This window comes from Streptomyces antarcticus, from assembly GCF_026627255.1.
GTDB classification, from domain to species: domain Bacteria; phylum Actinomycetota; class Actinomycetes; order Streptomycetales; family Streptomycetaceae; genus Streptomyces; species Streptomyces antarcticus.
Map to the genome: position 1 here is coordinate 150,403 of NZ_JAPNLM010000004.1, position 21,878 is coordinate 172,280.

Consider the following 21,878-nt stretch of genomic DNA (forward strand, 5'->3'; position numbering starts at 1 on the left):
CGGCCCCGCCGCGCCCCTCCCCGGGGCGCTCCGCCTCCCCGCCCCCCGACCGCCCCGAAACCCTTCCTGAACCCCTCCCCGAGGAGGAAACCCATGAACGCAGCAACGCCTGCCCCGGTAGAGGACCCCCCGATCCACATCCTCTGGATCAACGCGGGGCTGAGCTGCGACGGCGACTCCGTATCCCTGACCGCGGCGATGCAGCCCAGCATCGAAGAGATCGTGATGGGCGTCCTCCCCGGCCTGCCCAAGATCGCCGTGCACTGGCCGCTCATCGACTTCGAATGCGGTCCGATCGGCGGCGCGGACACGTTCATCGAGTGGTTCTTCAAGGGCGAGCGCGGCGAGATCGACCCCTTCGTGCTGGTCGTCGAGGGATCCATCCCCAACGAGAGCATCAAGCCCGAGGGGTACTGGTGCGGCTTCGGCGACGACCCGGAGACCGGTCAGCCCATCACCACCAGCGAGTGGCTCGACCGGCTGGCGCCCAAGGCCCTCGCCGTCGTCGCCATCGGCACCTGCGCCACCTACGGCGGCATCCACGCCATGGAGGGCAACCCGACCGGCGCCATGGGCGTGCCCGACTACCTGGGCTGGGACTGGAAGTCGAAGGCCGGCATCCCGATCGTGTGCGTCCCGGGCTGTCCGATCCAGCCGGACAACTTCTCCGAGACGCTCACCTACCTGCTCTACCAGGCCGCCGGCTCGGCCCCGATGATCCCGCTCGACGACAAGCTGCGCCCCACCTGGCTCTTCGGCGCGACCGTGCACGAGGGCTGCGACCGGGCCGGCTACTACGAGCAGGGCCAGTTCGCACAGACCTACGACTCCCCGAAGTGCCTGGTCAAGCTGGGCTGCTGGGGTCCGGTCGTCAAGTGCAACGTGCCCAAGCGCGGCTGGATGAACGGCATCGGCGGCTGCCCCAACGTCGGCGGCATCTGCATCGCCTGCACGATGCCCGGCTTCCCCGACAAGTTCATGCCCTTCATGGACGAACCCCCCGGCGGCAAGGTGTCCAGCGCCGCGAGCGGGGCGTACGGGGCCGTCATCCGCAAGCTCCGCGCGATCACGGCGCACACCGTGGACCAGGAGCCCAAGTGGCGCCACACCGGCGAGAAGCTGACCACGGGCTACCGCCCGCCCTGGTGACCGTCCCGCCCCTCCCGCAACCGGGGGGCGCCCCGCCGGCAGTCCGGCCCGCGGCGCCCCCCGGCGCACCCCCTCCCGTACTGAAGAAGGGTCACGGCAGACACGATGGCACCGAAGACGAACACGGCCGGAGACGGCAGCGGCCTGGTGGAGATGGCTTGGGATCCGATCACCCGGATCGTGGGCAGCCTCGGCATCCACACGAAGATCGACTTCAAGCAGAAGAAGGTCGCGGAGTGCTACAGCACCTCCTCGGTCTTCCGCGGCTACAGCGTGTTCATGCGCGGCAAGGACCCCCGCGACGCGCACTTCATCACCAGCCGCATCTGCGGCATCTGCGGTGACAACCACGCCACGTGCTCCGTCTACGCCCAGAACATGGCCTACGGGGTGAAGCCGCCCCACCTCGCCGAGTGGATCATCAACCTGGGCGAGTCGGCGGAGTACATGTTCGACCACAACATCTTCCAGGAGAACCTGGTCGGGGTCGACTACTGCGAGAAGATGGTCCGCGAGACCAACCCCGGCGTCCTGGAACTGGCCGAGCGCACCGCCGCCCCGCACGCCGGCGAGCACGGCTTCAAGACCATTGCCGACATCATGCGCTCCCTCAACCCCATCGAGGGCGAGTTCTACCGCGAGGCGCTCCAGGTCAGCCGCTACACCCGCGAGATGTTCTGCCTGATGGAGGGGCGCCACGTGCACCCCTCCACCCTCTACCCGGGCGGCGTCGGCACCATCGCCTCCGTCCAGCTCTTCACGGACTACATGAGCCGCCTCATGCGGTACTGCGAGTTCATGAAGCGCGTGGTCCCGCTCCACGACGACCTCTTCGACTTCTTCTACGAGGCCCTGCCCGGGTACGAGGAGGTCGGCCGGCGGCGCGTGCTGCTCGGCTGCTGGGGCGCCCTCAACGACCCCGAGCACTGCGACTTCACGTACGCCAACATGACCGACTGGGGACGGAAGATGTTCGTCACCCCGGGCGTGATCGTGGACGGGAAGCTGGTCACCAACGACCTCACCGAGATCAACCTCGGCATCCGCATCCTGCTGGGCAGCTCGTACTACGACGACTGGGAGGGCCAGGAGCAGTTCGTCACCCACGACCCGCTCGGCAACCCGGTCGACCCCCGCCACCCGTGGAACCAGCACACCATCCCCGCTCCGCAGAAGCGGAACTTCGACGACAAGTACAGCTGGGTGATGTCCCCCCGCTGGTTCGACGGCAAGGACCACCTCGCCCTCGACACCGGCGGCGGCCCCCTCGCCCGCCTGTGGTCCACCGCCCTGTCCGGGCTCGTCCACACCGACTACGTGCAGGCCACCGGCCACAGCGTCGTCATCACCCTGCCGCGGACCATGACGAAGCCCGAGACCCGCTTCGAGTGGAAGATCCCGAAGTGGAGCAACGCGCTGGAGCGCAACCGCGCCCGCACGTACTTCCAGGCGTACGCCGCCGCCATCGCCCTGCACTGCGCCGAGAAGGGCCTCGCCGAGGTCCGCGCCGGACGCACCCAGACCTGGGAGAAGTTCGAAGTCCCGGACGAGGGCCTGGGAGTCGGCTTCACCGAGGCCGTACGGGGCGTGCTCTCGCACCACATGGTGATCCGCGACGGCAAGATCGCCAACTACCACCCCTACCCGCCGACCCCGTGGAACGCCTCCACCCGCGACACCTTCGGCACGCCCGGCCCGTACGAGGACGCCGTCCAGAACACCCCGATCTTCGAGGAGAACACCCCGGAGAACTTCAAGGGCATCGACATCATGCGCGCCGTGCGCAGCTTCGACCCCTGTCTGCCCTGCGGCGTCCACATGTACGTCGGCCCCGGCAAGACCGTCAAGCAGATGCACGTCCCCACCGGCCTGAGCGGACTGGGCGGATGAGCGCCGCCGTCGACGCCCGGCAGGCCGGGCAGCGGGTCGAGGAGGTCCTGGAGCGCCTCGCCGCCACCGGAGACCGCGAGGCCTGCGCCGCCGCCGAGGAACTGGTGCGCGTCCTCATGGACTTCTACGGCGCGGGCCTCGCCCGCGTCGTCGAGCGGATCGGCGACGCGCGGGTCGGCGACGCCCCGCTCGCCCGGCTGCTCGACGACGAACTCGTCGCGAGCCTGCTCGCCCTGCACCACCTCAACCCCGAGGACGTCCACACCCGCATCGCCCGCGCCCTGGACGCCGCGGCCGACCCGCCGGAACTGGTCGGGTTCGACGAGGACACCGGCGTCCTGCGACTGCGCCCGCGGACCGCCGGGAGCGGATGCGGCTGCCCCAGTACGGGCGCCGCCGCCCAGCAGGCCGTCGAGGACGCCCTGGCCTGCTTCGCCCCCGAGGTCACCCGGGTGGAACTGGAACCGGCCGCGGCCCCGCAGCCCGCCCTGCTCCAGATCTCCACCCGGCCGCCCGCCCCGGCGCAGGTGCCGTGAACGGGCACCCGGCACCGGCGCGCACGGGCGGCCCGCGCGGGCTGCGCCGCTTCACCGGCCCGCGCCCGCCCCGGCCCGAGCGCTGCGAACTGTGCGGGGTGGCCGTCCCCGAGGACGGCCACCGCCACCTGGTCGAGACCGAGAAGCGGGCGCTCGTGTGCGCCTGCACGGCCTGCTCCCTGCTCTTCGACCGGCCGGGCGCCGCCACCGGCCGCTACCGCGCCGTCCCGAACCGCTACCTCACCGACCCCGGCCGGCCGCTCGACGACGGGGCCTGGGAACTCCTCCAGATCCCGGTCGGCGTCGCGTTCTTCTTCCGCAACGCCGCGCTCGACCGGTTCGTCGCGCTCTACCCGAGCCCGGCCGGGGCCACCGAGAGCGAGCTGGACCCGCAGACCTGGCAGAGCGTCCTCGGCACCAACCGGCTCGCCGCCCTGCTCGAACCCGACGTGGAGGCCCTGCTGCTGCACCGCACGGAGGGGCGCACCACCTGCCATCTGGTGCCGATCGACGTCTGCTACGAGCTGGTGGGGCGGATGCGCCTGCTGTGGCAGGGCTTCGACGGCGGCGCCGAGGCCCGCGCCGCGCTGCAGGCCTTCTTCGAACAGGTCGAGCGCCGGGCCAAGGTCCCGGCGGAGAGCGCCGAGGGGGTCCGGCTGCCATGACGGAGTTCACCTTCACCTGCACCGGCGTGCGCGCCGACGCCTACGCGGCCGGCCCCACCCTCGTCTTCCGGCTGCGGATCACCACCGCCGACCCGCAGGCCCGGGTGCACGCCCTCGCCCTGCGCTGCCAGATCCGCGTCGAACCGGCCCGGCGCGGCTACGGCCCCGCCGAGGCCGAGGGCCTCGCCGACCTGTTCGGCGAGCGCTCCCGCTGGGGGACCACCCTCCAGCCGGTGCAGTTCGCCCACGTCACCGCCATGGTGCCCAGCTTCACCGGCGAGACCGAGACCGACCTCGTCGTGCCCTGCACCTACGACATGGACATCGCCGCGAGCCGGTACTTCAGCGCCCTGGAGGACGGCGAGGCACCCCTGCTGATGCTGTTCTCCGGCACCGCATTCACCGGAGCCGGCGGCTTCCGCGTCGAGCCCGTGCCCTGGGACCGCGAAGCCGCGTACCGGATGCCCGTGGCCGTGTGGCGCGAGATGGTCGAGCAGCACTTCCCCGGCTGCGGCTGGCTGAAGCTGCCCCGGGACACCATGGCCGACCTGCTGGCCTTCCGCTCGCGGCACGCGCTCGCCTCCTGGGAGGCGACCGTACGCGCCCTGCTCGACGCCGCGGTCGTCGCGCAGCCGCCGCAGCCGGCCCCGGCCCGGCTGGGCGGCGCCGCTCCCCGCGTCACGGAGAGGACGGCGCCATGACCACCACGACCGTGCCGGAGTCCCGCTTCGACACCGCCCGCCAGGTCGCCGACGCCGTCCTCTTCGAGGGCTACGTCCTGTACCCGTACCGCGCCTCGGCGGCCAAGAACCGGCTGCGCTGGCAGTTCGGCGTCCTGGTCCCGCCGGCCTGGGGGCCCGCGCACCGGGAACACGCCCTCCAGCAGACCGAGATCCTGATGGAACCCAAGGGCGAGGCCGTCCTCGCCGTCGAGCTCCGCTTCCTGCACGCCCAGCGCCGCACCGTGCAGCAGGCCCTGGAAGGCGGAGACTTCGCGGACACCGCCGAGCTGCACCTCGACGACCGCGTGCTCGTCCCCTGGGACGAGGGTGCCGAGGAGCGGGTCGAACTGACCGTGCCCGTCGCGGAGTTGGCGGATGGGGAGGTCGTCCTCCCGTTCCGCCGACCCGCGCGCGAGGAGACCGAGCCGGTCCTCGGCGCCGACGGCCGGTGCCTGGGCCGTCTGGTGCGGCGTACCGAGCAGGTCGAGGGCGCCGTACGGCTGCGCACCACCGAACTCGACGGCCCTTACCGGGTGGTGAAGCTCACCGCCGTGGTGGAGAACACCAGCCCGTGGACCCCGGAGGCCGCCGGACCGGCCGACCGCGACGCGGCCCTGCCCCGGTCACTGGTCGCCGCACACCTCCTGCTGGGCCTGGACACCGGCACCTTCCTGTCGATGACCGACCCGCCGGAATGGGCGAAGGGGGCCGTCGCCTCCTGCGTCAACCGGCACACCTGGCCCGTGCTGGCCGGCGCGCCGGGCCGCGCCGACGTGGTCCTGTCCTCCCCGATCATCCTCGAGGACCATCCGGCCATCGCCCCCGAGAGCGCCGGAGCCATGTACGACTCCACCGAGATCGACGAGATCCTCGCCCTGCGCACCGCGGCCCTCACCGACCAGGAGAAACGCGAGGCCCGCGGTACGGACGCCCGCGCGGCCGCCGTGATCGACCTGGCCGACTCCATGCCGCCCGAGGTACTGGAACGGCTGCACGGGGCCGTCCGCTCGCTCCGCGAGATCACCGGGCCCGACCCGGCCCTCGACCTCGTGGACCTCAACCGCCCCGAACCGGGCGAACCCGGTGAACTCCGCGACCCGGACGCGGTGTTCCGGCCCGACACCCCGTGGTGGGACCCCGCGGGCGCGGACACCGCCGACCCCGTGCCCGACCACGCCCTGGTCGACGGCACCCCGGTGGGCGTCGGCAGCCGCGTGCTGCTCCGCCCCGGCCTGCGGCGCACCGACGCCCAGGACCTGTTCCTCCACGGCCGCGCCGCCCGCGTCGAGGCCGTCCTGCACGACGTCGACGGCGGAGTGCACCTGGCCGTCACCGTCGAGGGCGACCCCGGCGCCGACATCCGCCGCGAACAGGGCCGGTTCCTCTACTTCCAGCCCGACGAGGTCACCCCCCTGGAGGACGCGTGAGCGGCCCGACCCTGGTCGCCGGCATCGGCAACGTCTTCCTCGGAGACGACGGCTTCGGCGTGGAGACCGTGCGGGCCCTGTCCGCGCACCCGCTGCCCGACGGCGTCGAAGTGGTCGACTTCGGCGTCCGCGGCGTCCACCTCGCCTACCAGCTCCTCGACGGATACGACACGCTCGTCCTCGTCGACGCCGCCGCCCGCGGCGGCGCCCCCGGCACCCTGTACCTCATCGAACCCGACGGCGCGGCCCCGGTCGAACCCGGCGGCGCCGCCCTCGACGGCCACCACATGTCACCCGACACGGTCCTCGCCCTGCTCGGCACCCTGTGCGCGGGCACCGGCTCCACCCCGCCCCGGCGGACGCTCGTCGTCGGGTGCGAACCGGCCACCACCGAGGAGGGCATCGGCCTCAGCGGGCCGGTGGCCGCCGCGGTGCCGCAGGCCGTACGCATGCTCTTGGACCTGCTCCGGCCGCAGTCCCCCGAGGACGAAGACGACCGGCCCCGCCGCGAACTGAGGAGTACCCCATGAAGAAGGCCCAGACCCTCATCGGCGGCGCGACGGCCGCCGCCGCCCTCGTCGCCGTCCTGGCGCAGCTCCTCCCGGACATCCGGCGCTACCTGCGCATGCGCCGGATGTGACGCGGCGCGCGCGCTCCGGCGTCCGAATGGCGTACGGGGCGCGGGGCGCGTCGGCGTGCCCACCCGTCGCGCCACCGCCCGGCCGGTGTAATGAGCCCCGGCAGGACGGAGTCCGATGCACGAGATGTCGATCGCCATGGCCGTCGTGGGCCAGGTGGAAGAAGCGGCGCAGGCCGCGGGGGCGACCACCGTCACCGCGGTCCGCCTCCAGGTCGGAGAACTGGCGGGCGTGGTCCCCGACGCACTCGCCTTCTGCTTCGAGCTGGCCTGTGCCGGAACGGTACTCGAAGGCGCCCGGCTCACCGCCGAGACGGTGGCCGCCCGCGCCCGCTGCGGCTCCTGCGACAGGGAATGGCCCGTCGGCATGCCCCCCGAACTGTGCTGCCCCGGCTGCGGCGGCGCGTCGGACGTGGAACTGCTCTCGGGCCGCGAGCTGCAGATCGCCAGCGTGCACTGGGAGGACGGCCCGGCGTGCGCGCCCGTCCGCGAACCGATCCCCGAGGAGGCCTGAACCATGTGCCGAGTGGTCGATCTACGACAGGCGGTGCTCGCCAAGAACGACGAGGCGGCGCACACCCTGCGCGCCGAACTCGCCGCCCGCGGAACCGTGATCGTCAACCTGCTGTCCAGCCCGGGCAGCGGCAAGACCGAACTGCTGGAACGCGAACTGCTGCTCGCCCGTGAGCGCGGGGTCCCCGTCGCCGCGCTGACCGCGGACCTCGCCACCGAGAACGACGCGGTGCGGCTGGCGCGTTCGGGCGTACCCGTCAAGCAGGTCCTCACCGACGGGCTCTGCCACCTGGAAGCCGGGATGCTGGGCCGCCACCTGGACGGCTGGCTGCCCGGGGACACCCGGCTGCTGTTCGTGGAGAACGTCGGCAACCTGGTCTGCCCGGCCTCCTACGACCTCGGGGAATCCCTGCGCGTGGTGCTCGCTTCGGTCACCGAGGGCGAGGACAAGCCTCTGAAGTACCCGACCGCGTTCGGACTCGCCCACCTCGTCGTGGTGACCAAGACCGACATCGCGGAAGCCGTCGAGTTCGACCAGGCGGCCTTCCTGGCCAACGTCCAGCAGGTCAACCCCGGTGTGGAAGTGGTGTTCACCTCGGCCCGCCGCGGCGCGGGAGCCGGCGCCCTGCTCGACCGGGCCCTGGCCGTCGCCGGGGGCACCGCCCCGCACGCACCGGTGATGGCGCAGCGGCAGCGGGCCGAGGCACACGGGCACGACCACGACCACGGACCGGACCACGACCACGGACCGGACCACGACCACGGACCGGACCACGACCACGGTCATGACCACGGTGACGGTCATGACCACGGCCACCGTCACGACCACGACCACGACCACCCTCACACCGGCTCGCACACCCACCGCGCCGGCCACGGCCACGTTCCGTCCGAGGCCGCCGGGTTCCCGCCCGGGGCCCCGTCCGCCGTGGTACCGACCCGCTGATGGAGGCGGTGCAGCGGCGCCGGGTCACGGTCACCGGGGTGGTGCAGGGCGTCGGCTTCCGGCCCTACGTGTACACCCGCGCGACCGGCCTCGGCCTCGCCGGCCACGTCACCAACACCCCCGAGGGCGTGGTCGCGGAGGTCGAGGGCGCCGCGGCGGCCGTTTCGGAGTTCTGTGACCGGCTCGCCGCGGACGCGCCCCCGCTGGCCGTGGTGGACTCCGTCGACCACTGCGAGGTCCCCCTCTCCGGCGGCGCCGGGTTCACCATCGTCGCGTCCCGGACCGGCGGCCCCGCCCGTACGCTCGTCTCCCCGGACGTGGCCACCTGCGCCGACTGCCTCGCCGAACTGGCCGACCCGGCCGACCGCCGCCACCGCCACCCCTTCATCACCTGCACGCACTGCGGGCCCCGCTTCACCATCGTCACCGGGCTGCCGTACGACCGCGCCCACACCACCATGGCCCGCTTCCCGATGTGCCCCGACTGCGCCCGCGAGTACGCCGACCCGGCCGACCGCCGGTTCCACGCCCAGCCGGTCGCCTGCCCGGCCTGCGGGCCCCGGCTGCGGCTCCTCGCCGGACACCCGCCCCGCGAGGTGCCTGCCGCCGACCCCGTCGCCGAGGCGCGTCGCCTGCTGGCCGCGGGGGCGGTCCTCGCCGTCAAGGGGCTCGGCGGCTACCACCTCGCCTGCGACGCCGCGCACGCCGGAGCCGTGGCCGAGCTGCGCCGCCGCAAGGCCCGGGGTGACAAGCCGTTCGCGCTGATGGCCCGCGACCCCGCCGACATCGAACACCTCGTCCACCTCGGCCCCGCGGAGCGCGCCCTGCTCGCCGGGGGAGTACGGCCCATCGTGCTGCTGCGCCGCCGGGCCGACTCCGCCGGAGCCCTGCCCGAGGAGGTGGCCCCGCGCTGCCCCGACCTCGGCGTGATGCTCCCGTACACCCCTGTGCACCACCTGCTGCTCGGCCTGCCCGGTGATCCTCCCGGCCCCCGCCTGCTCGTCATGACCAGCGGAAACCTCTCCGGCGAGCCCATCGTCACCGACGACGGAGAGGCCCTGGACCGGCTCGTGGGCCTCGCCGACGCCTGGCTCGCCCACGACCGCCCGATCCACGTGCCGTGCGACGACTCCGTGGTGCGCGTCTGCGACGGCGAACCGCTGACCCTGCGGCGCTCCCGCGGCTACGCCCCGCTCCCGGTCGCCCTCCCGCTCCCGGTGCCGGCGGTCCTCGCCGCCGGGGGAGACCTGAAGAACACCTTCTGCCTCGGCGAGGGGCGCCGGGCCTGGCTGTCCGCCCACATCGGCGACATGGCCGACCTCTCCACCCAGTACGCCTTCGAGCGCGCCGAACACCAGCTGGAGTCCATCACCGGCGTCACCCCCGGGCTCCTCGCCGCCGACCGGCACCCCGGCTACCGCTCCGGCCGGTGGGCCCGGGGCGCGGCGGCCGCCCGGCCGCTGGTCCGCGTCCAGCACCACCACGCCCACGTCGCCTCCGCGATGGCCGAGCACGGCCTGGACGGTACCCGGCGCGTCATCGGCGTCGCCTTCGACGGCACCGGCTACGGCGACGACGGCGCCGTCTGGGGCGGCGAGTTCCTCCTCGCCGACTACGCCGGCTACACCCGCTTCGCCCACCTCGCCTACGTGCCCCTGCCGGGCGGCGACGCCGCCGTGCACCGCCCGTACCGGATGGCCCTGTCCCACCTGCGCGCCGCCGGCCTCGCCTGGAGCGCCGACCTGCCCTGTACGGCCGCGTGCCCGCCCGACGAACTGCGCGTGCTCGCGACCCAGTTGGACCGTGGCCTTAACTGCGTGCCCACCTCCAGCATGGGACGCCTCTTCGACGCCGTCTCCGCCCTGGCGGGCGTCTGCCAGCTCGCCGGGTACGAGGCCCAGGCCGCGATCGAGCTGGAGTCCGCCGCCCTCGCCGCACCCGAGCCGCAGTCCGGTCCGGGGTCGGCGCCGGGGTCCGGTCCGGGGTCCGGTCCTCCCGCCGGGTACGCCTTCGCGCTGCGCCCGCCCGCCGCGGGCGCACCGGGCCCGCTCGCCGCCGACCCGGCACCCGTGCTGGCCGCCGTGGTGGCCGACGTCCGCGCGGGCGTCGCCCGTTCCGTGATCGCGGCCCGCTTCCATGCCGGCGTCGCCGCCCTCGTCGTCACCCTCTGCGGCCTCGCCCGCGAGAGCCACGGCCTCGACACCGTCGCCCTGACCGGCGGGGTCTTCGCCAACACCCTGCTCTCCTCGGCCTGTGCCCGCGCCCTGCGCGCCGACGGCTTCACGGTCCTGCGCCACAGCACGGTCCCGCCGGGCGACGGGGGCCTGTCCCTCGGTCAGCTCATGGTGGCGGCCCACGCCACGGATCACCACCCACAGCAAGGAGAACCCCATGTGCCTGGCGGTACCCGGCAGAGTGCTTGACATCGGGGAGAAGGACGGCACCCGGATGGCCACCGTCGACTTCGGCGGCGTACAGAAGGAGGTGTGCCTGGAGTACCTGCCCGACCTCCAGGTCGGCGAGTACGCCATCGTCCACGTCGGGTTCGCCCTCCAGCGCCTCGACGAGGAGTCGGCCAAGCAGACGCTCGAACTGTTCGCCCAGCTCGGCATGTTGCAGGAGGAGTTCGGCGACCCGTGGGAGCAGGCCGCGCAGGCCAGCGGTGACTGGCCCTTCGGCGACAGCCCCGTCGGCGACGCAGCGCAGGAGGAAGCACGCCAGTGAAGTACATCGACGAGTTCCAGGACCCCGAGCTCGCCCGCCGGCTGCTCGACGACATCCATGCCACGGTCACCCGCCCGTGGGCCCTGATGGAGGTCTGCGGTGGCCAGACCCACACCATCATCCGGCACGGGATCGACCAACTCCTGCCGGATCTGGTGGAGTTGATTCACGGACCCGGATGCCCGGTGTGCGTCACCCCGCTGGAGGTCATCGACAAGGCGCTGGAGATCGCCTCCCGCCCGAACGTGATCTTCTGCTCCTTCGGCGACATGCTGCGCGTCCCCGGCACCGGCCGCGACCTCTTCCAGGTGCGCAGCGAGGGCGGCGACGTACGCGTCGTCTACTCCCCGCTCGACGCGCTGAAGATCGCCCAGCAGAACCCGCAGCGCGAGGTGGTCTTCTTCGGCATCGGCTTCGAGACCACGGCCCCGCCCAACGCCATGACCGTCCACCAGGCGAGGAAGCTGGGCATCCGCAACTTCAGCCTGCTCGTCTCGCACGTCCGGGTGCCACCCGCGATCGAGGCGATCATGCGGTCGCCGAGCTGCCGGGTCCAGGGCTTCCTGGCCGCCGGGCACGTGTGCAGCGTGATGGGCACGGGGGAGTACCCCGCGCTCGCCGAGCGCCACCGCGTCCCGATCGTGGTGACGGGCTTCGAGCCGCTGGACATCCTCGAAGGCGTACGGCGGGCCGTGCACCAGCTGGAGCGCGGCGAGCACACCGTCGACAACGCCTACGCGCGGGCCGTCCGCCCCGAGGGGAACCCGGCCGCGCTCGCGATGCTGGAGGACGTCTTCGAGGTCACCGACCGCGCCTGGCGCGGCATCGGGGTCATCCCCGACAGCGGGTGGCGGCTCTCCGAGCGCTACCGGGAGTACGACGCCGAGCACCGTTTCTCGGTGACGGGCATCACGACGCTGGAGCCGGCCGAGTGCCGCAGCGGCGAAGTCCTCCAGGGGCTCCTCAAGCCGCACGAGTGCGAGGCGTTCGGGACCCTGTGCACCCCGCGCAACCCGCTCGGCGCCACCATGGTCTCCAGCGAGGGCGCGTGCGCGGCGTACTACCTGTACCGCCGCCTGGAACTCACCCCGGCCCCGCAGCCCGGGACCGTCGCACCGCTGGAGGCGAGCCCCGTTGCCTGACACCGCACTCGACATCACCGGCTGGACCTGTCCGGCACCCCTGCGGGACCGCCCGCGCGTGGTGATGGGCCACGGCGGCGGCGGAGCGCTCTCCGCCGAACTCGTCGAGCACCTCTTCGCCCCCGCCTTCGGCGGCGAGGTGCTGTCCCGGCTCGGCGACTCCGCGGCCGTCACCCTCGGCGGCGCCCGCCTGGCCTTCTCCACCGACTCCTACGTGGTGCGGCCGCTGTTCTTCCCCGGCGGCAGCATCGGTGACCTCGCGGTCAACGGTACGGTCAACGACCTGGCCATGAGCGGCGCCCGGGCCGCCTACCTGTCGTGCGGGTTCATCCTGGAGGAGGGCGTCGAGATCTCCATCGTGGCCCGGGTGGCCGAGGCCCTGGGCGCCGCGGCGCGCGCCGCGGGCGTGGAAGTGGCGACCGGTGACACGAAGGTGGTGGAGGCGGGCCACGGCGACGGCGTCTACATCAACACCTCGGGGATCGGGCTCATCCCCGAGGGCGTGGACCTGCGCCCCCAGCGGGTCGTACCCGGCGACGTCGTCATCGTGAGCGGCGAGATCGGCCTGCACGGCGTGGCCATCATGAGCGTGCGCGAGGGGATGGAGTTCGGCGTCGACGTCGAGAGCGACTGCGCGGCGCTCGGCGGCCTGGTGGCGGCCATGCTCGCCGTCACCCCGGACCTGCACGTGCTGCGCGACCCCACCCGGGGCGGGCTGGCCGCCTCCCTCAACGAGATCGCGGCCGCCTCCGGTGCGGGCGTCGTCATCCAGGAGGGCCGGATCCCGGTGCCGCCCGCCGTGGCGAACGCCTGCGCGATCCTCGGTCTCGACCCGCTCTACGTGGCCAACGAGGGCAAGCTCGTCGCCTTCGTCCCGCGCGAGCACGCCGACGCCGTCCTGGACGCCATGCGCGCCCATCCGCTGGGCCGCCACGCGCGGGTCATCGGCGAGGCCGTCGAGGCCCACCCCGGGCTCGTCGTGGCCCGTACCGGCCTCGGCGGCACCCGCGTGGTGGACCTCCCGATCGGGGAGCAGCTGCCGCGCATCTGCTGACCGTACGGGCGCGCCCCCCGCGCCGTCCCGGAGTGGCCGGGCGGGCGCGGGGGGCGCGGGCCGTCCTACGCTGGTGTCCTGGAGGAGGTGCATGTGCCATGGCGGAGCACGACGGGGGTCCCTCGGCGCGGAACCTGGAGGAGGGCCGGCTCCTGAAGGAGCTGGAGGCCATCCACCGCACGCGCCACGAGACCCTGCTGTACGGATCCGACGACGCGCTGGTCACCCATACGCAGCGGATGAACGAGCTGGAGCACGAGTACGTGCGCCGTCATCCGCGGCGCGCCCAGACCGCGGGCCGCACTCGCTCGGGTGCCAGGGCCCGCCACGCCGGGGAGTAGCCGAAGGGACTGGAGCCGGCCGGGCCGCAGCCGGGTCGGAGCCGGGTCGGAGCCGGGCCGCAGCCGGGTCGGAGCCGGGCCGCAGCCGGGTCGCAGCCGGGTCGGAGCCGGGCCGCAGCCGGCCGGGCCGGTCGCTGCGCCCGGCTCAGTCCTTGGTGGTGTAGCGCACCCGCGCCCACAGCGGCAGGACGAACCAGCACAGCAGGTACCAGGCCAGCACCCCGGAGACGATCCACGGCACGACCGCGTTGTGCGTGGCCACGCGCAGGACCAGCAACAGGGCGAACGTCAGTGTCGCCAGCAGCAGCACGATGCCGACGAAGGTGAGCCGTGACGCCCAGGCCACGGCCTCGGGCTTGATCCGGCGCCCCGAGACGATGCGGTGGAAGGCGACCGGCCCTATCAGGGCGCCCGTGGCCATTGATCCGAGGATCACCGTGATGATGTAGAGCGTCTTGTCCGTCTGGTCGAGCCCCTGGAAGTGCGGGGTGAAGACGACGGTCAGCAGGAAGCCGAACAGGATCTGCACGCCCGTCTGCGCGACCCGTATCTCCTGGACCAGCTCCTGCCACTGCCGGTCCGCGCGCTCCACCGCGGTCTCGTTCCGGCCGTCGCCCGGGACCTCGTCCGCGTCCGCGTCTCTGTTCTGGTGCCTCATATGTGGCTTCCCTCCCCGAGTGTGCTTCGGCGTCTACCCCGACGCCGCCGCGTCATGCGGGGCGCTGACCGGCAGGTTCCGCCGAACCGGGCGCGGCGGTCACGGGCGGCTCGCCTTGGATCGGACTTGCCTCATGTGAGACAAGTTTGTATCGTTCGAGGCGAAGGAGGCTCATCATGGTGCAGGAAGAAGAACTGCTGGACGGCGCCGCGCGCGTCCTGGCCGGCGACCACAGCGCGTCGATGGTCCAGATCGCCGCGGGCATCGGGACCAGCCGCGCCACGCTCAGCCGCCGCTATGCGACCCGCGAGGCCCTGCTGAAGGCCGTCGCGGACCGGGCGATCCGCGTGGTCGACGGCTGCCTCGGCCCGGTCGACCTGCCGGACTCCGCCGACGGCGCCGCCTTCGACGGCGCCCTGGAGGAGCTGGTCGTCGCGCTGCTGCCGGCCGCGCACCTCTACGGCTTCACCACACGGGACGCCACCGTCCTCGCCGATCCCGAGTTCCGGGCCGGCGTGGACCGGCAGGACCGGCGGGCCCTCGCCTTCCTCGCCCTCGGCCAGCGGCTCGGCCGGCTGCGGGGCGACCTGCCGCCCTACTGGATCTGGTACTCGCTCTGGGGGCTGCTCGACGCGGCCGCCGAAGGCGTGCGCGACGGCCACCTCGCCCCCCGCGAGATCGGCCGCCTGGTCCTGACGTCCTTCCTCGGCGGGACGCGGCCCGCCGTGCCGCCCCCCGCACCCTGAACCGCCACGCCCCACCCCCGTGCACGACCCCAGAACGGAATCCCATGCACACCCCCTCGCAGGACCCCCGCCGGTGGATCGTCCTGGCGATCCTCTCCGGCAGTCTCCTGCTCATCTCCATGGACACCACGATCCTCAACGTGGCCTTCCCCTCCCTCGTGGGAGACCTCCAGCCGGGCGCCGTCCAGCAGCTGTGGATCATCGACGTCTACGCGCTCGCCCTGTCCGGCCTGCTCGTCACCGCGGGCGCGCTCGGTGACCGCTGGGGGCGCAAGCGACTCCTCATGACGGGCTTCGGCATCTTCTCCGTCGCCTCCCTGATCGCCGTGTTCTCCACCGAGGCCTGGCACGTGATCGCCGCCCGCGCACTCCTCGGCATAGGCGGCGCCGCCATCATGCCCGCCACCCTGTCGATCCTGCGCAGCGTCTTCACCGACGCCAAGGAGCGCGCCTTCGCCCTCGCCGTCTGGGCGGCCGTCTTCGGCGGCGGCATGGCCTTCGGCCCGGTCGTCGGCGGCCTGCTGGTCCAGGACTACGGCTGGCACTCGGCGTTCCTGCTCAACCTCCCCGTCGCCGCGGTCATCGTCGCGGCCGGCCTGCGCTACCTTCCCGAATCCCGCTCCCCCCGCGCCGCCGGCGCGTGGGACTGGTGGGGCGTGGGCCAGTCCATCGTCGGCATGCTCGCCCTCGCGGGCGGCATCAAGCAGCTCGGCAAGAGCGGCGTCGCCGACCCGCTGCCCTGGGCCCTGCTGCTCCTGGCCGCCGTGGCACTGACCGTCTTCGTCCGGCGCCAGCTCCGCCTGGACAACCCGCTGCTCCAGGTGCGGCTGTTCGCCAAGCCCGCCTTCAGCGTCGCGGCCACCGCGATCTTCCTGCCCATGGTCGGCATGGGCGCGATCCTGTTCCTCGTCACCCAGTGGTTCCAGTACGGCCAGGGCTACACCCCGCTGGAGGCCGGACTGCGCCTGCTGCCGGCCCCGCTCGCCCTCATCTGTGCCTCCATGGTGGCGCCGAGCCTGATGCAGCGCTTCGCGATCCGCCACGTGCTCGGCGCCGGCCTGGTCGTCCTGGCGGCCGGGATGGCCCTGCCCTGGACCTTCCAGCAGTTCACCGACCTCGGCTACCCGGCCTTCGCGGCCGCCCTCACGATCATGGGTCTGGGCGCCGGCCTCGCCACCACGGTGGCCTCGGTCACGCTGATCTCGGCCGCCCCCGCGGAGGAGGTCTCCAGCGCCGCCGCCATCGAGGAGACCTGCTACGAGCTCGGCTCGGCGATGGGCGTCGCCATCCTGGGCTCCACCGCCGCCGCCCTGTACCGGGGCAACCTCCCCGCCCTCGGCCTGGACGGCCCCAGCACCGCCGCCGCGCGCGACTCCGTCGGCGAGGCCGCCCACACCGCCGAACGGCTCGGCGGCGCCGTCGGCCAGGCGCTGCTGGACACCGCCTCCCACGCCTACACCCTGGCCATCACCCCGGCGTTCCTGATGGCCGGAGTCCTCGCGGTCGCCGCGGCGGCCACCACCTGGTCCCTCATCCCCCGGGACCTCCAGCCCACCGAGAACCACTGAGGGGAGCGGAGCGTCCCGCTCACCCCCGCCGCTCGGTCCGCGACCCCGAGGCCGCCCGCACGCTGAAGTCCACCGGGCGGTGGAACGTACTGCTCCGACCCGCCCCGTACGACATGCGAAGGCCGCTGCCGGGACCCCGAACGGTCCCGGCAGCGGCCTCCGCACGCGGTCGTCAGACGCGGCGCCAGCGCGCCATCGCCCAGGAGAACACGCCGAACAGCACGAGCCCCGCGGCGACCGCCACGAGCAGCCACGGGCCCGCCGGTGTCTGGGTCAGGGCACGCAGGGTGTCGTCCATGCCCTTCGCCTCCGCGGGGTCGAAACGCACCGCCGCGTACACGACGAAACCGCCGGCCGCCGCGAAGACGATGCCGCGGGCCACCCCGCCCACGACGCCGAGGACGTCGACCGTCTTGCGGACCTTCGGGGACACCCCGTCCATCGCGAGGTGCTTGCGGAAGGTGCGCCGCGCCGCCTGGACGGCGATCACGACGCCCGCGACGCCGATCGCCAGACCGGCCGCGCCCACCCACCAGGGACCGCCGGGCAGCTCCATCGCCTTCGACGTCATGTCCCGCGACTGCTGGTCGCCGGACTCGCCCCCGGAACCGGCCGCGAACGACAGCACCGAGAACGCGATGACCCCGTAGAAGACGGCCCGCGCGGCGGACGCCAGCCGCTTGGAGGTCTTGCCGCCGTCGGGGCCGGCCGCGCCGAACACCGCCTCCGACAGCCGCCACAGCATCATGCAGACGAGCCCGATACCGACGGCCCACACGAGGAAACCGCCGAACGGCTTCGCCGCGAGTTCCTGCAACGCGCCCTGGCGGTCCGCCTGCTGGCCGCCCTCACCGAACGCGATGCGGACGGCAAGGACGCCGACGAGTACGTACAGCACTCCGCGCGCGATGAGCCCGACCCGGGCTGCGATCTTCCGGCCCGCACCGCCCCGGGACGCGGTCCGGACGCCTTCTCTCGCCACTCCACCCCTCATGGCGCTCAGACCTCGCCGCGCCAGGCGCCGGTTTCGACGCCTCGCGTCTCGATGAACACCTTGAAGCGCTTGAGGTCGCCGGCGACCTGCCGCTGGACGAAGCCGAGCTTGTCGGCGGCGTTCTCCGCGAGACCCTCGGGGACCCAGTTCATGTGCAGCTCGATCCGCGTGGTGGTGGCGTCCACCGGCTCGAAGGTGACGAGGCCGGCCTGGCGGGCCTCGCCGTCCACGGTCATCCACGCGATGCGCCGGTCCGGGAGCTGCTCGGTGATCCGCGCGTCGAACTCCCGCTCCACGCCGTTCACGTTCGTCACCCAGTGCGTGAGCGCTTCGCCGCGCTGCTCGATCCGCTCCACGCCCTCCATGAAGGCGGGGAACTCCTCGAACTGCGTCCACTGGTTGTAGGCCGTCCGCAGGGGGACGTTCACCTCGACGTGCTCCTCGACGTGCGACATCGTGAATCCTTCCCTCGTGGCCGGTGCGTCCGCGGCCTCCAACAGCGGTGCCGCCTGCCGGACGCTTCGAGCACGCGGATACCCGGACGCGATTGCTCCATGCGCCCGGGGTCCATGCCGCGGACGCCGCTCTACATCGGGTCCATGCCGCGGTCGTCCATCCGGCTCTCCTGCTCGCTCTGCTCCTGGAGGCGGCGGGCCTTGTCGCGCAGCCGCTGCCGCTCGTCGGCGTCGGTGGACCGCTCGGCCGCCGCGTTCAGCTCCTGCGCCTTGGCCCGCAACTGCCCGGACCGTCCGTGGGACTCGCCTGCATCGCTCATGATCGCTCCTTGGATCCGTGGGGAGAGCGGGCGGAACCAGAGAATCAGCACGGCCGTCCGCGCGCATCTCGAACCGTCACCGAGCGTGATGCTCCTGTGCCCGCTTGGTGGTCAGCGACGTGGTGAGGGTGAACAGGGCGCCGTCCGGGTCACGCAGCGCGACCCACCGCTCCGAGGCGTTGGAGGTGACGTCGGAGACGGTACGGCCGCCCAGCGCCGCGGCCGCCTCGACCGCCGGCCGGAGATGGGGGACGCGGAAGTGCACGTGCCAGCGGGGCCGGGTGTGGGGGGTGTAGGCGGCCCTCTCGACCGGGCCGCTGCCCAGCCGGGCCACCGGCTCGCCGGCCTGCCGCAGGACCACCTGATCGTCCTCGTAGGAGACCTCGCAGCAGCCGGCGCGGCCGGTGGCCCACTCCAGCACCGCGCCGTAGAACATCGCCGCGTCGAACGCGTCGCGCGTGCGCAGCTCCAGCCAGGCCGGGGCCGGCCCCCGGCCGACGCGCCAGTCGGAGGAGACGGCGCCCTCCCAGATCCCGAAGACGGCCCCCTCCGGGTCGGCGACCAGGGCGGCCCGGCCGCCGGACTCGAAGGAGACCGGGCCGACCGCGATGGTGCCGGTCCGCTCGCGGATGCGGTCCACGGCGACGTCGGCGTCGTCCACGGCGAAGTACGGGGTCCACGCCACCGCGACCCCCAGGTCCGCCGCGAGCGCGCCGATGCCCGCCACCGGCACCCCGTCCAGCTCGGCGACCGAGAAGGCCTGGCCGAGCCGGGCGTGCCGGTAGGTCCAGCCGGCGACGGCGCCGTAGAAGTGCTGCGACGTGCCGAGGTCGCGGGCCATCAGGCTCACCCAGCACGGAGCCCCGAAGACCTCCCTCGTAGAAATCCTCACCGCTCGCTCCGTCCCTCAAGGGCCCTGGACTCATTCTGGTCCCATTCCGGACGGTCGTCACGGTCGGGTGCGGCCACCGCCCGGTCACCAGCGGTGAGCGCGGCACCCGGGGCCGGGCGGCGCACGGAACGCGGCGCACCCGGGCGGGCGGCGCTAGCCTCGGTGCCGGCGGGTCCTCGTTCCGGTCCGCCGGCACAGAGGCGCACGACGTCCGGCACGGTGCGGAAGGCAGGTGTCCCATGGCTGGTCCCCGGATTCCCGTGATCGATCTCGGACCGTGGCGGTCCGGCGGCCCCCAAACGCGGGCCCGTACGGCGGCCCGCGTCGACCAGGCCCTGCGGGAGGCCGGATTCCTGCTGGTCACCGGGCACGGGGTGGACCCCTCGCTGCCCGCACGGATCAGGGAGGCGGCCCGCGCGTTCTTCCGGCTGCCGGCCGGCGCGAAGGAGCCGTACGCCGTCACCGTCGGCGATCGGGGCTGGCTGGGCCCCGGAGCCGAGGCGAACAGCTACGCGGAGGGCGCCCCCTCCCCGCCGGACCTCAAGGAGTCCTGGTCCTGGGCGGCGGAGGACCCCACCGGCCGGGCCGCCGTCGACGCGGAATGGTTCCGGCCCAACGCCTGGCCGGCCGAGGTACCGGAGCTGCGGCCGCTGGTGACCGCGTACCTGTCCCGGATGCGGGCCCTCTCCGACGAGCTGCTGGAACTCCTCGCCGAAGCCCTCGGGCTCGACCGGGACCACTTCACCCGTCACACCTCGCACCCCACCTGGGGGTTCAACATCAACTGGTACCCCGGCACCGAGGTCGTCGGCCCGGCGCTCCCCGGCCAGTTCCGCATCGGTGCGCACACCGACTTCGGCACGGTCACCGTCCTCGACCGCGAGCCCGGCGCCGGCGGGCTCCAGGTCCACACCGACGCCGACGGCTGGCAGGACGCGCCCTACGACCCGGCGGCCCTGACCGTCAACATCGGTGACCTGATGGCCCGCTGGACCGGCGACCGCTGGCGCGCCGGCCGCCACCGGGTCCTCCCGCCGCCCCCCGAAGCGCCGTCCGAGGAGCTCGTCTCCCTCGTCTACTTCTACGAGTGCGACGCGCACACCCCGGTCGAGTCCCTCCCCGCACCCATCGGGCGCGTCCGGCACGACCCCGTCGACTCCCACGCGTACCTGCGCGAGAAGCTCCGGGCGATCGACTCCGGCGGGGAGCGTACGACTTGAGGGGGATCCGGTGCCCCACCCGGGTCGGACGCCCCGCTCCTCCTGCGAGCTGACGAACCGGCAGGTGCCGCTCAGTAGCGTCGTACCCATGAACCGACGCCGTACGGTCTCCGCCGCCGCCCTGCTCGCCCTGCTCCTTCCGCTCCCGCTCGTGGCCGGGGGCCCCGCCGCGGCCGCCGACGCGCCGGTCACGGCCGCCGACACCCCGGCCACGGCCGAGAGCCGCCGGACGTTACCGGAACTCCCGCGCCCCACCGGCCGCTTCGCCGTCGGGCAGGACACGCTCCACCTCGTGGACCGCGGCCGCACCGACCCCTGGGCGAAGGCCGGGCCGCGCGAGCTGATGGTGACCATGCGCTATCCGGCGCGGCGCGGCACCGGCGGCCCGGTGCGCTATCTCACCAGCGCCGAGGCCCGGCTGCTGCTCGTCTCCCGGGGGCTGGACGGGGTGATCCCCGTCGAGACCCTGGCCGGCACCAAGGCCCACTCCCGGACCGACGCGCGGCCCGTCGGGGGCCGCCATCCGCTGATCGTCCTGTCTCCCGGGTTCACCGTCCCGCGCGCCACCCTCACCTCCCTCGCCGAGGACCTGGCCTCCCGCGGCTACGTCGTCGCCGCCGTGGACCACGCGTACGAGAGCGTCGGCACCGCCTTCCCCGGCGGCCGGGTGCTGGAATGCCTGGCGTGCGAGACGACCGGCGGGGACGCGGGCTACCGGGCGGTCACCGACAACCGCGCCCGGGACGTCTCGTTCCTCCTGGACCGCCTCACCGGACGCAGCCCGGCCTGGCGCCACGCGGGACTCATCGACCCCGGCCGCATCGCCATGGCGGGCCACTCCATCGGCGGCGCCTCGGCCGCCGCCACGATGGCCGTCGACCCCCGCGTGCGCGCCGGCGTCGACATGGACGGCTCGCTGATGACCCCCGTCCCCGGGGCCGGGCTCGGCGGCCGCCCCTTCCTGCTGCTCGGGGCCGCCGACACGGTGCCCGGCGGGGACGCGAGCTGGGACCGGGACTGGCCCCGGCTCGACGGCTGGAAGCGCTGGATCACCTTCGCGGGCTCGGGCCACTTCACCTTCACCGACTTCCCGGCCATCGGCGACCAGCTGGGCCTGCCCGACCCGCAGACCCCGTTCCCGGGCGCCCGCTCCGTCGAGCTGACCCGCCGCTACGTCGGAGCCTTCTTCGACCTGCACCTGCGCGGCCGGCCGCAGCCCGTCCTGGACGGACCGGCCGCGGACGCCCCCGAGGTCCGCTTCCACACCCCCTGAGCAGCC

General features: G+C 73.6%; 24 protein-coding genes. 19 read left to right on the top strand and 5 right to left on the bottom strand.

Translation table 11 applies throughout. The features are described 5' to 3' along the window. Window positions 1-93 precede the first annotated feature (93 nt). The 15 genes from OTB16_RS08610 (at window position 94) to OTB16_RS08675 (ending at window position 13,746) form a co-directional block, all read left to right on the top strand. Entirely contained in the window at window positions 94-1,149 is a 1,056-nt protein-coding gene (locus tag OTB16_RS08610; protein ID WP_267719372.1) for an NADH-quinone oxidoreductase subunit B family protein, read from the top strand. Between the two features lie 105 nt (window positions 1,150-1,254). Further along, complete coding sequence (locus OTB16_RS08615; protein WP_267719373.1) at window positions 1,255-3,039, top strand: nickel-dependent hydrogenase large subunit; 1,785 nt, start codon at window positions 1,255-1,257, stop codon at window positions 3,037-3,039. Then, window positions 3,036-3,575: a hypothetical protein gene (locus OTB16_RS08620; protein ID WP_267719374.1), complete on the top strand. Its 540-nt coding sequence runs from the start codon at window positions 3,036-3,038 to the stop codon at window positions 3,573-3,575. Before OTB16_RS08615 ends, OTB16_RS08620 begins: the two co-directional genes overlap by 4 nt. Next, window positions 3,572-4,240, top strand: coding sequence for a DUF5947 family protein (locus OTB16_RS08625; RefSeq protein ID WP_267719375.1), 669 nt, complete (start codon window positions 3,572-3,574; stop codon window positions 4,238-4,240). The genes OTB16_RS08620 and OTB16_RS08625 overlap by 4 nt, the downstream gene beginning before the upstream one ends. Then, a complete protein-coding gene (locus tag OTB16_RS08630) occupies window positions 4,237-4,941 on the top strand; it encodes a DUF6084 family protein (RefSeq protein WP_267719376.1) in 705 nt (234 codons plus the stop codon). The genes OTB16_RS08625 and OTB16_RS08630 overlap by 4 nt, the downstream gene beginning before the upstream one ends. Beyond that, the gene (locus OTB16_RS08635; protein WP_267719377.1) at window positions 4,938-6,389 is read left to right on the top strand and encodes a hypothetical protein; all 1,452 of its coding nucleotides are present in this window, start codon (window positions 4,938-4,940) and stop codon (window positions 6,387-6,389) included. The genes OTB16_RS08630 and OTB16_RS08635 overlap by 4 nt, the downstream gene beginning before the upstream one ends. Next, complete coding sequence (locus OTB16_RS08640) at window positions 6,386-6,919, top strand: hydrogenase maturation protease (RefSeq protein ID WP_267719378.1); 534 nt, start codon at window positions 6,386-6,388, stop codon at window positions 6,917-6,919. The genes OTB16_RS08635 and OTB16_RS08640 overlap by 4 nt, the downstream gene beginning before the upstream one ends. Continuing rightward, window positions 6,916-7,029 carry a DUF6893 family small protein gene (locus OTB16_RS39480; protein ID WP_420717650.1) on the top strand — a complete coding sequence of 38 codons (114 nt, stop codon included), beginning with the start codon at window positions 6,916-6,918 and terminating at the stop codon, window positions 7,027-7,029. Before OTB16_RS08640 ends, OTB16_RS39480 begins: the two co-directional genes overlap by 4 nt. 115 nt (window positions 7,030-7,144) lie before the next feature. Beyond that, window positions 7,145-7,540 (top strand): hydrogenase maturation nickel metallochaperone HypA, encoded by a 396-nt coding sequence (gene hypA / locus OTB16_RS08645; protein WP_267719379.1) that lies wholly within the window; start codon window positions 7,145-7,147, stop codon window positions 7,538-7,540. 3 nt (window positions 7,541-7,543) lie between these two features. Beyond that, a complete protein-coding gene (gene hypB / locus OTB16_RS08650; protein ID WP_267719380.1) occupies window positions 7,544-8,485 on the top strand; it encodes a hydrogenase nickel incorporation protein HypB in 942 nt (313 codons plus the stop codon). Further along, window positions 8,485-10,908 (top strand): carbamoyltransferase HypF, encoded by a 2,424-nt coding sequence (hypF, locus tag OTB16_RS08655; protein ID WP_267719381.1) that lies wholly within the window; start codon window positions 8,485-8,487, stop codon window positions 10,906-10,908. The genes hypB and hypF overlap by 1 nt, the downstream gene beginning before the upstream one ends. Beyond that, window positions 10,877-11,209 carry a HypC/HybG/HupF family hydrogenase formation chaperone gene (locus OTB16_RS08660; protein WP_267719382.1) on the top strand — a complete coding sequence of 111 codons (333 nt, stop codon included), beginning with the start codon at window positions 10,877-10,879 and terminating at the stop codon, window positions 11,207-11,209. Before hypF ends, OTB16_RS08660 begins: the two co-directional genes overlap by 32 nt. After that, window positions 11,206-12,351: a hydrogenase formation protein HypD gene (hypD, locus tag OTB16_RS08665; protein WP_267719384.1), complete on the top strand. Its 1,146-nt coding sequence runs from the start codon at window positions 11,206-11,208 to the stop codon at window positions 12,349-12,351. The genes OTB16_RS08660 and hypD overlap by 4 nt, the downstream gene beginning before the upstream one ends. Next, window positions 12,344-13,405, top strand: coding sequence for a hydrogenase expression/formation protein HypE (hypE, locus tag OTB16_RS08670; protein WP_324290786.1), 1,062 nt, complete (start codon window positions 12,344-12,346; stop codon window positions 13,403-13,405). Before hypD ends, hypE begins: the two co-directional genes overlap by 8 nt. A 98-nt stretch (window positions 13,406-13,503) precedes the next feature. Beyond that, complete coding sequence (locus OTB16_RS08675; protein WP_267719385.1) at window positions 13,504-13,746, top strand: DUF6158 family protein; 243 nt, start codon at window positions 13,504-13,506, stop codon at window positions 13,744-13,746. 145 nt (window positions 13,747-13,891) lie between these two features. On the opposite strand, the gene OTB16_RS08680 is transcribed toward OTB16_RS08675, so the two are convergent. Then, window positions 13,892-14,404, bottom strand: coding sequence for a DUF6328 family protein (locus OTB16_RS08680; RefSeq protein WP_267719386.1), 513 nt, complete (start codon window positions 14,402-14,404; stop codon window positions 13,892-13,894). Between the two features lie 176 nt (window positions 14,405-14,580). Between OTB16_RS08680 and OTB16_RS08685 the strand changes: the two genes are divergently transcribed. Both OTB16_RS08685 and OTB16_RS08690 read left to right on the top strand, forming a co-directional pair. After that, window positions 14,581-15,150, top strand: a complete 570-nt coding sequence (locus OTB16_RS08685) for a TetR/AcrR family transcriptional regulator (protein ID WP_267719387.1) — start codon at window positions 14,581-14,583, stop codon at window positions 15,148-15,150. Between the two features lie 44 nt (window positions 15,151-15,194). After that, on the top strand, window positions 15,195-16,718 hold the full coding sequence (locus tag OTB16_RS08690) for an MFS transporter (RefSeq protein ID WP_267719388.1): 1,524 nt from the start codon (window positions 15,195-15,197) through the stop codon (window positions 16,716-16,718). A gap of 172 nt (window positions 16,719-16,890) precedes the next feature. On the opposite strand, the gene OTB16_RS08695 is transcribed toward OTB16_RS08690, so the two are convergent. The 4 genes from OTB16_RS08695 to OTB16_RS08710 form a co-directional block, all read right to left on the bottom strand. After that, window positions 16,891-17,712: a DUF1206 domain-containing protein gene (locus OTB16_RS08695; RefSeq protein WP_267719389.1), complete on the bottom strand. Its 822-nt coding sequence runs from the start codon at window positions 17,710-17,712 to the stop codon at window positions 16,891-16,893. Window positions 17,713-17,717: 5 nt separating this feature from the next. Then, window positions 17,718-18,167 carry an SRPBCC family protein gene (locus tag OTB16_RS08700; RefSeq protein WP_267719390.1) on the bottom strand — a complete coding sequence of 150 codons (450 nt, stop codon included), beginning with the start codon at window positions 18,165-18,167 and terminating at the stop codon, window positions 17,718-17,720. A 131-nt stretch (window positions 18,168-18,298) separates the two neighbouring features. Beyond that, entirely contained in the window at window positions 18,299-18,487 is a 189-nt protein-coding gene (locus tag OTB16_RS08705) for a DUF6381 family protein (protein WP_267719391.1), read from the bottom strand. Window positions 18,488-18,563: 76 nt separating this feature from the next. After that, window positions 18,564-19,328, bottom strand: coding sequence for a VOC family protein (locus OTB16_RS08710; RefSeq protein ID WP_267719626.1), 765 nt, complete (start codon window positions 19,326-19,328; stop codon window positions 18,564-18,566). A 290-nt stretch (window positions 19,329-19,618) separates the two neighbouring features. On the opposite strand from OTB16_RS08710, the gene OTB16_RS08715 reads away from it, so the two are divergent. Both OTB16_RS08715 and OTB16_RS08720 read left to right on the top strand, forming a co-directional pair. After that, window positions 19,619-20,599 (top strand): isopenicillin N synthase family dioxygenase, encoded by a 981-nt coding sequence (locus tag OTB16_RS08715; protein WP_267719392.1) that lies wholly within the window; start codon window positions 19,619-19,621, stop codon window positions 20,597-20,599. 88 nt (window positions 20,600-20,687) lie between these two features. Further along, window positions 20,688-21,872, top strand: coding sequence for an alpha/beta hydrolase family protein (locus tag OTB16_RS08720; protein ID WP_267719393.1), 1,185 nt, complete (start codon window positions 20,688-20,690; stop codon window positions 21,870-21,872). Window positions 21,873-21,878: the final 6 nt, after the last annotated feature.

Coding starts and splice junctions, on each gene's coding strand:
- OTB16_RS08610 (WP_267719372.1), top strand. CDS start 94: ATGAACGCAGCAACGCCTGCCCCGGTAGAGGACCCCCCGATCCACATC.
- OTB16_RS08615 (WP_267719373.1), top strand. CDS start 1,255: ATGGCACCGAAGACGAACACGGCCGGAGACGGCAGCGGCCTGGTGGAG.
- OTB16_RS08620 (WP_267719374.1), top strand. CDS start 3,036: ATGAGCGCCGCCGTCGACGCCCGGCAGGCCGGGCAGCGGGTCGAGGAG.
- OTB16_RS08630 (WP_267719376.1), top strand. CDS start 4,237: ATGACGGAGTTCACCTTCACCTGCACCGGCGTGCGCGCCGACGCCTAC.
- OTB16_RS08635 (WP_267719377.1), top strand. CDS start 4,938: ATGACCACCACGACCGTGCCGGAGTCCCGCTTCGACACCGCCCGCCAG.
- OTB16_RS39480 (WP_420717650.1), top strand. CDS start 6,916: ATGAAGAAGGCCCAGACCCTCATCGGCGGCGCGACGGCCGCCGCCGCC.
- hypA (WP_267719379.1), top strand. CDS start 7,145: ATGCACGAGATGTCGATCGCCATGGCCGTCGTGGGCCAGGTGGAAGAA.
- hypB (WP_267719380.1), top strand. CDS start 7,544: ATGTGCCGAGTGGTCGATCTACGACAGGCGGTGCTCGCCAAGAACGAC.
- hypF (WP_267719381.1), top strand. CDS start 8,485: ATGGAGGCGGTGCAGCGGCGCCGGGTCACGGTCACCGGGGTGGTGCAG.
- OTB16_RS08660 (WP_267719382.1), top strand. CDS start 10,877: ATGTGCCTGGCGGTACCCGGCAGAGTGCTTGACATCGGGGAGAAGGAC.
- OTB16_RS08675 (WP_267719385.1), top strand. CDS start 13,504: ATGGCGGAGCACGACGGGGGTCCCTCGGCGCGGAACCTGGAGGAGGGC.
- OTB16_RS08680 (WP_267719386.1), bottom strand. CDS start 14,404: ATGAGGCACCAGAACAGAGACGCGGACGCGGACGAGGTCCCGGGCGAC.
- OTB16_RS08685 (WP_267719387.1), top strand. CDS start 14,581: ATGGTGCAGGAAGAAGAACTGCTGGACGGCGCCGCGCGCGTCCTGGCC.
- OTB16_RS08690 (WP_267719388.1), top strand. CDS start 15,195: ATGCACACCCCCTCGCAGGACCCCCGCCGGTGGATCGTCCTGGCGATC.
- OTB16_RS08695 (WP_267719389.1), bottom strand. CDS start 17,712: ATGAGGGGTGGAGTGGCGAGAGAAGGCGTCCGGACCGCGTCCCGGGGC.
- OTB16_RS08700 (WP_267719390.1), bottom strand. CDS start 18,167: ATGTCGCACGTCGAGGAGCACGTCGAGGTGAACGTCCCCCTGCGGACG.
- OTB16_RS08705 (WP_267719391.1), bottom strand. CDS start 18,487: ATGAGCGATGCAGGCGAGTCCCACGGACGGTCCGGGCAGTTGCGGGCC.
- OTB16_RS08710 (WP_267719626.1), bottom strand. CDS start 19,328: ATGGCCCGCGACCTCGGCACGTCGCAGCACTTCTACGGCGCCGTCGCC.
- OTB16_RS08715 (WP_267719392.1), top strand. CDS start 19,619: ATGGCTGGTCCCCGGATTCCCGTGATCGATCTCGGACCGTGGCGGTCC.
- OTB16_RS08720 (WP_267719393.1), top strand. CDS start 20,688: ATGAACCGACGCCGTACGGTCTCCGCCGCCGCCCTGCTCGCCCTGCTC.